The sequence below is a fragment of the Ideonella sp. B508-1 genome, assembly GCF_000333615.1.
In the GTDB taxonomy this organism is placed as follows: domain Bacteria; phylum Pseudomonadota; class Gammaproteobacteria; order Burkholderiales; family Burkholderiaceae_C; genus Ideonella.
The window spans coordinates 1-6449 of sequence record NZ_BADL01000477.1 but is presented as its reverse complement, the minus strand read 5'-3'; the positions used below and the strand labels follow the sequence as shown (position 1 = coordinate 6449).

Here is a 6449-nt window from a genome sequence, read left to right as displayed (position 1 = left end):
GGGCTGTTGACGCCGCCGCAGCACTTCCTGAACGATCCCTTCTGGACCCTGCAGCGCACGGGCATCGTGTCGCTCTTTCTGCTGTGCGCGGGCCTGGGACAGGCGGTCGCGCTGGAGGCCGGCCAAAGCTGGCAGCGCTTCTGGCGACGCTGGCTGCAGGTGGCAGGCTGCGCGGCGCTGGTCTCGGCCGGCTCGGCGATGATGTTCCCGCAGAGCTGGATCAGCTTCGGCGTGTTGCACGGCATCGCACTGATGCTCCTGCTCGTGCGCTGGATCGTTCCGGCACTGCAGCGTGTGGCCGGCAGGGCGACCGTCCTCCTGCTCCTGCTTCTGGGCGCACTGGCCTGGCATGCCCCCGCCTGGCTGCGGCATCCCTTCTTCAACACCCGCTGGTGGAACTGGACCGGCCTGGTCACCCGCCTGCCTTACACCGAGGACTATGTGCCCGTGCTGCCCTGGCTGGGGGTGCTGCTGGGCGGTGTGGCCCTGGGGCTGCTCCTGCTCAGGCACCGGCGTGACTGGCTGGCCGGCCCGGTGCCCGCCGTGCTCCAGCCCCTGGCCCGGCTGGGGCGCTGGTCCTTGAGCTTCTACATGGTGCATCAGCCGGTGTTGATCGGCGGCCTGCTGGCCTGGCTGGCCTTCGTGCGGGTGTGAGCGGCGTGCGGGCAAGCTGTTAGGCTAGCGGCCTTGCCGGCGGCGCAGCTTGCCGCCCGGCGCCAGCTTCGGAGCCCCTCTGCGGGCGATTGCTCATGTCCTCCCAACGCGTTCTCTACGGTTTCCACGCCGTCACCGTGCGGCTCAAGACCGCCCCTGAATCCATCACCGAACTCCACATCGACGCCAAGCGCCGGGATGCCCGCATGCGTGGCTTTCTGGAGCGGGCCCGGGAGGCCGGCATCACCGTGATCGACAGCGACGACGAGCGTCTGAGCAAGATGTCCGGCGGCCCGCGCCACCAGGGTGTGGTGGCCCGGGTCACCGCGCTCAAGCCACGTCACTCGCTGGACGAGGTGCTGGAGGAAGTGGAAGCCGCTGGCGAGGACACGGCCCTGGTGCTGGTGCTCGACGGCGTGACCGACCCGCACAACCTGGGCGCCTGCCTGCGGGTGTGCGATGGGGCGGGCGCGCACGCCGTCGTGGCACCCACGGACCATGCCGTGGGCATCAATGCCACGGTGGCCAAGGTGGCCTCCGGCGCCGCCGAAACCGTGCCCTACCTGATGGTGACCAACCTGGCCCGCGCCCTGGGCGAAATGAAGGAGCGGGGCGTGCGGATCATCGGCACCAGCGACGACGCCGAGCACACCCTCTACGACCTGGACCTGACCGGGCCGGTGGCCCTGGTGCTCGGGGCCGAGGACAAGGGCATGCGGCAGCTCACCCGCAAGACCTGCGACGCGCTGGTCAGCATCCCGATGGCGGGCGCGGTGGAAAGCCTGAACGTCTCGGTGGCGGCCGCGGTGTGTCTGTACGAAGCCCGACGGCAGCGCCGCGCGGCTTCCCCGGCGACCGGTGAGGGCGAGGACGACCTACACTGAGAGCTGTTGTTCACCACTGGATACCGATCTGTCATGCCTGTCATCGCCGTTGCCCACCCGCTGGTCCGTCACAAAGTCGGTCTGCTGCGTGAAGCGGACATCTCGACCAAGAAGTTCCGCGAGCTGACCGGCGAAGTGGCCCGTCTGCTGGCCTACGAGGCCACCTCGGACTTCCCGCTGGAGAAGGTGACCATCAGCTGCTGGAGCGGCCCGACCGAGGTGGACCAGATTGCCGGCCGCAAGGTCACGGTGGTGCCCATCCTGCGTGCCGGCCTGGGCATGCTCGACGGCGTGCTCGACATGATTCCCAACGCCAAGATCAGCGTGGTGGGCCTGGCTCGCGACCACGAGACGCTGCAGCCAGTGCACTACTTCGAGAAGTTCGTCGGCCAGCTGGAGCAACGCACCGCGCTGATCGTCGACCCGATGCTGGCCACCGCCGGCTCGATGATCGCCACCATCGACCTGCTCAAGCGCCGCGGCTGCAAGGACATCCGGGCCCTGGTGATGGTGGCGCCCCCCGAGGGCATCGCGGCCCTGGAGATGGCCCACCCGGACGTGCGCTGCTGGACGGCCGCCGTCGACAGCCACCTCAACGAGGATGGCTACATCATCCCGGGCCTGGGTGACGCCGGCGACAAGATCTTCGGCACCAAGGACGAGACCACCCGCTGAGGCCCCGCAGGGTCGGCCCCGGGGAAGGGACTCAGACCCAGCCCAGGATGCCGGCCACCGCGCCGAGGGCGATCAGCCAGATCGGCGACACCTTGGTGCGCCAACTCAGCAAGAGGCTGCTGCCCATCAGCAGCAGGGCCACCGGCTGGTGCTGCAGGGGCTGGACGAGCAGGGCGCCGGACACGATGAGCAGGCCCAGTGTCACCGGCACCATGCCGGCGATGAAAGCCTTCACACCACGGCTGTCGCGGTGTCGGGCGCCCCAGCGCGTGACGGCCAGGGTCAGGGCGGTGCTGGGCAACAGCATGCCCAGCAGTGCCACCATGGCGCCGGGCAGACCGCCCGCGGCATAGCCCACCACCGGGATGAACATCAGGTTGGGCCCCGGAGAGGCCTGTGCCAGGGCCACGGACGAGGTGAAGTCGGCGCTGCTGATCCAGCCGCGGTCGACCACCACGTAACGCTGCAGTTCGGGCGCGGTGGCCATCGCTCCGCCGATGGCCAGCAGCGACAGCATCAGGCAATGCAGGAACAGCGCCCACAGACCGGCGGCGTTCAGAATCCCCATGCTCATCGCGTCGCTCCCGGGCGGTCGGCCGCCTCATCGCGCCCCTTCAGGCTGTGCCAGGCCATGGCGCAGGACACGCCGCCCACCAGCAGGATGACCAGCACCAGCGGCCAGCGCCACACGCCCGTGGCCAGCACCACCGCCGCGGTCACCGGCACCCACCGAGCCCGCCCCAGCGGGTTGCGACGCAGGGCCGGCAGCAGCTTCAAGGCAATGGCCATCACCAGACCGGCCGACACGGCGCCCATGCCGCGCACCGCCCCCGCCACGGCCGGGTGGCCCGCAAACTGGTGATACAGCGCCGCGGCCACCAGCACCAGCACCAGGGGCAGCAGAAGCATGCCGGCCAGGGCGGCCAGGGCGCCCCGCAGGCCGAAATAGCGGTCCCCGACCATCAGGGACAGATTGACCACGTTCGGCCCGGGCAGCACCTGGCCGATCGACAGCAGCTCGGCGAATTCCTCGACCGTCAGCCAGCCCAGGCGCTCGACCAGCTCACGCTGCGCGATCGGCAGCACCCCGCCGAAACCCATCAGGGACAGGCGGGAAAAGGCCATGAACAGGTGCAGGCTGGAGCGGGGCCGGGGAGGGGATCCCACCGATTCGCCCAGGCTCAACGCAGCACCTTCAGCGCCTCGGGGTTGATGATGTTGCTCGGCGTGCCGGCGCAGAAATTGGCGACGTTCTCGAAGGCCTCGGAAAAGTACTGCTCGTAGTTGTCCTGCTCGACGTAGCCGATGTGGGGCGTGCACACCGCGTTCTCCAGCCGCAGCAGGGGGTGGCCCTGCAGGATGGGTTCGCTCTCGAACACGTCCACCGCCGCCATGCCGGGCCGGCCGCGGTTGAGGGCGGCCACCAGCGCCGTGTCCTGCACCAGCTCGGCCCGAGAGGTGTTCACGAACAAGGCCGTGGGCTTCATGCGGCTCAGGTCGTCCAGCGTCACCACATGGCGGGTCTGGTCCGACAGGCGCAGGTGCACGCTCAGCACGTCGCTGTCGGCGAACAGGGCCTCGCGGCTGTCGAAGACGGCCCAGCCATCGGCCCGGGCACGCTCGCGTCCCTCGTCGCTGGCCCAGATGCGCACATCCATGCCGAAGGCCCGGCCATAGCCGGCCACGATGCTGCCGATCTTGCCGTAGCCCCAGATGCCCAGCACCCGGCCGCGCAACTGCACGCCCAGGCCGAAGTTGGGCGGCATGGAGGCCGATTTCAGCCCCGACTGCTGCCAGGCGCCGTGCTTGAGGTTGCCGATGTACTGGGGCAGGCGGCGCATGGCCGCCATGATCAGCGCCCAGGTCAGCTCCGCCGGCGCATAGGGCGATCCACGCCCTTCGGCCACCGCGATGCCCAGGCGGGTGCAGGCCTCGACATCAATGTGAGAGCCGACACGGCCCGTCTGGGCAATGAGTCGCAGCTTGGGGAGCTTCTCGAGCAGGGCACGGGGAAACTGTGTCCGCTCCCGGATGGCCACCAGGACTTCGGCGTCGCGCAGACGCACGGACAACTGTCCCAGCCCCTTGACGGTGTTGGTGAACACCTTGGCGTTGAGGTGTTGCAGCTTGTCCGCGCAGCGGAGCTTGCGCACCGCGTCCTGGTAGTCGTCGAGGATGATGATGTTCACCCTCGGGATTGTGCCCTGATGCCGGGCACCGCCGGCAAGCAGCTGTCAGCAGAGACAGCTCAGCGCCAGGCTTGCAGTGCCGTGTCCACCGACGACTGGAAGGTCCAGGCCTGGCGGCGCGTCCCCGCCGAGGTGACGGGAGAGGAGGAACGGCCCCGCACCTGGTCGATCAGGGCGTCCAGGCTGCGGTAGAGGTCGGCGCGCAAGCCGCGCGATCCCGCATCGTCGTGCCGGAGCACGGACAGCACCGGGCCCCGCAGCAGCCACAGGTCCAGCGGCTCGTGGGCCTGACGCACCTGCTGGCGCAGCCAGTCCCCCTTGCGGCCCTTGATGGGATCCACCGCCTTGAGAAACACCTGTTTCATCTCGACAAAGCCCCGTCGCGCGGCCAGGCGGGCAGCACGGTCGGCCGGCAGGCCATAGTCCGAGGGCTCGAACTCGCTGTCGCTCACGTCATTGTCGAACTCGAAGGCTTCGCTCGGCAGCGTGTCGGCGAAGGCAAGGCTGCTCACGTCAGAGGAAAAGACTGGAATGGGCATGATGCTCGCTCGTCGTGGCGTGACCCATGGCACGGGTCGGGAAATGTCGGTTCACCGGAACCAGGCGGCGGTCGGCCTCGGCCTGGTTCAGATGGAAGGCAATCAGTTGGTACAGCTTGGTGCGCAGGTGCCACAGCTCGCGCAGGGAGGGCGTGTAACCCACCCGCAAACGCAGATCCCTGACAGCGTCGCCGTGCAAATCGCGCATCGAGGCACAGAAGTCGCGCCGGCACGCTCCAGAGGGCTGAGGCCCGCCTTCAGGGCTCAGGCGCTGGCTCAGGGCCTGCCAGATCGGCTCGGCTTCGTCCTCCAGCGCCTGCGGCGGTGCGGCGGGCTGAATTTCCATGCGCCATTGCGAGACCGCAGCCGCGGCACGGCGCCGGAACCATCGATCGAACCAAGGTGTGGCTGTCATGCCTGCAATGTCGGAGTGAACCCACGGAACATGAGGATATTTNTCAGGCAAGCCCCAGGACGCAATGAGCCGAAAAGGCCGCTCCTGCAGCCCTTCTTCGCTCCCGTAAGGGGCAAGCCAGGCGCCCCGAAGCCCTGCGGGCACAAGGACCTCGCCGGGTGTCATCACACCCGGTCGCGGTCAGGCGTAAGCTCACGCATGCCGTGCCAGTGAGGCTGGTCGGCCTGGAACTGATTCAGAACAAGGAGCCCCCTCGATGAGCAGTCTGTCCGTCTCGCCTTCCACGCATCCCTTCGCCAAGACCCTGGACACCTTCGAAACGGCCTCCGGCAAGTCCGGGCGCTTCTACTCGCTGCCCAAGCTGGCCCGCCAGTTCCCGAACGTGAAGCGGCTGCCTGTGTCCTTGCGCATCGTGCTGGAGGCGGTGCTGCGGCAGTGCGACGGGCAGCGGGTGACGCGCGAGCATGTGCAGCAACTGGCCCAGTGGCAGCCCAAGGCCCCGCGCAACGAGGAAATCCCCTTCGTCGTCGCCCGGGTGGTGCTGCAGGACTTCACCGGCGTGCCGTTGCTGGCCGACCTGGCCGCCATGCGCAACGTGGCCGCCGAACTGGGCAAGCCGCCCACCGCCATCGAACCCCTGGTGCCGGTGGACCTGGTGGTCGACCACTCGGTGATGATCGACTACTTCGGCAGCAAGAAGGCGCTGGACCTGAACATGAAGCTGGAGTTCGAGCGCAACCGCGAGCGCTACGAATTCATGAAGTGGGGCATGCAGGCCTTCGAGACCTTCGGCGTCGTGCCCCCGGGCTTCGGCATCGTCCACCAGGTCAACCTGGAATACCTGGCCCGCGGCGTGCACAAGACCGGCCCCAAGGGCGACAAGCTCTACTACCCGGACACCCTGGTGGGCACCGACAGCCACACCACGATGATCAACGGCATCGGCGTGGTGGGCTGGGGCGTGGGCGGCATCGAGGCCGAAGCCGGCATGCTGGGCCAGCCGGTCTACTTCCTGACCCCGGATGTGGTGGGCGTGCACCTGACCGGCCGGCTGCGCGAAGGCGTGACCGCCACCGACCTGGTGCTCACAGTC

General features: G+C 68.6%; 8 protein-coding genes. 4 read left to right on the top strand and 4 right to left on the bottom strand.

Translation table 11 applies throughout. From position 1 onward, the window contains the following. The 3 genes from I73_RS18985 to upp form a co-directional block, all read left to right on the top strand. Positions 1-654: heparan-alpha-glucosaminide N-acetyltransferase (locus tag I73_RS18985; protein ID WP_022982065.1), on the top strand; the 654-nt coding region annotated here is incomplete at its 5' end. 95 nt (positions 655-749) lie between these two features. Next, positions 750-1538, top strand: a complete 789-nt coding sequence (gene rlmB / locus I73_RS18980; protein WP_022982064.1) for a 23S rRNA (guanosine(2251)-2'-O)-methyltransferase RlmB — start codon at positions 750-752, stop codon at positions 1536-1538. A gap of 33 nt (positions 1539-1571) precedes the next feature. After that, complete coding sequence (upp, locus tag I73_RS18975; protein ID WP_022982063.1) at positions 1572-2213, top strand: uracil phosphoribosyltransferase; 642 nt, start codon at positions 1572-1574, stop codon at positions 2211-2213. A 31-nt stretch (positions 2214-2244) separates the two neighbouring features. On the opposite strand, the gene I73_RS18970 is transcribed toward upp, so the two are convergent. Genes I73_RS18970 through I73_RS29065 form a run of 4 tightly spaced genes read right to left on the bottom strand, consistent with a single transcriptional unit; the run spans position 2245 to position 4914 of the window. Next, on the bottom strand, positions 2245-2787 hold the full coding sequence (locus I73_RS18970; RefSeq protein ID WP_022982062.1) for a chromate transporter: 543 nt from the start codon (positions 2785-2787) through the stop codon (positions 2245-2247). After that, on the bottom strand, positions 2784-3338 hold the full coding sequence (locus I73_RS29070) for a chromate transporter (RefSeq protein WP_083876903.1): 555 nt from the start codon (positions 3336-3338) through the stop codon (positions 2784-2786). The genes I73_RS18970 and I73_RS29070 overlap by 4 nt, the downstream gene beginning before the upstream one ends. Positions 3339-3394: 56 nt before the next feature. Further along, the gene (locus tag I73_RS18960; RefSeq protein ID WP_022982060.1) at positions 3395-4402 is read right to left on the bottom strand and encodes a D-2-hydroxyacid dehydrogenase family protein; all 1008 of its coding nucleotides are present in this window, start codon (positions 4400-4402) and stop codon (positions 3395-3397) included. A gap of 59 nt (positions 4403-4461) precedes the next feature. After that, positions 4462-4914 (bottom strand): hypothetical protein, encoded by a 453-nt coding sequence (locus I73_RS29065; protein WP_022982059.1) that lies wholly within the window; start codon positions 4912-4914, stop codon positions 4462-4464. Between the two features lie 698 nt (positions 4915-5612). On the opposite strand from I73_RS29065, the gene I73_RS29055 reads away from it, so the two are divergent. Next, a partial coding sequence (locus I73_RS29055) for an aconitase family protein (RefSeq protein ID WP_040500944.1) occupies positions 5613-6449 on the top strand: 837 nt, incomplete at its 3' end.